The sequence below is a fragment of the Jeotgalibacillus marinus genome (assembly GCF_040801915.1).
Classification (GTDB): Bacteria; Bacillota; Bacilli; order Bacillales; family Jeotgalibacillaceae; genus Jeotgalibacillus; species Jeotgalibacillus marinus.
On the sequence record NZ_JBFMIA010000081.1, the window covers coordinates 1 to 548 of the forward strand.

The window sequence follows — 548 nt, forward strand, 5'->3', positions numbered from 1 at the left end:
GCCGTAGATGAGAGTAATAGTGAGGTATCTTATCTAATATTCAAAGAACCAAATACGTATTTCAAACCTCAAGAAATTGACTACGATGTAATGGCAGAGGCTACGTCATTAGAAAATATCATTTCTCTCAGATTCCCTTTAGGTGGGGAGGAAGAAAAAATCATCTATTCTGAAGGGTATGAAAAGATCAATAATGGTCAACCGACTAATATCTTTTTAAGTGAAACAATCGAAGAATTGGCTCCTGTGTTTGAAAAGGAACAGGGGGAAGAGTTAAAAATATCTGTTGGAAATACGTTTAGTAATCCTATGGAGGTAGCGATTGTTCAATTCCTAGATTTCGAACAAATACCGTTTGATGATGGGGAAATGGTGCATTTCATCAATATGGATACAGAAGAACTTTATGTGAGTGATATCACACTTCCTAAAGTAGATGAAGATACAAATTATCAAGTTGCGGTAGTACACAGTCCTTTGTCTCCAACAAGAGAGGATTTTGATAGCCTGTTTTTATTTGGGTCTTATCGGCTTGTCATTACTCCTTA

Annotated in this window: 1 protein-coding gene; it reads left to right on the forward strand. The window is 36.1% G+C overall.

Translation table 11 applies throughout. The features are described 5' to 3' along the window. Positions 1-548 (forward strand): hypothetical protein (locus tag AB1471_RS17045; protein WP_367780935.1); only part of this gene is annotated, 548 nt, incomplete at both ends.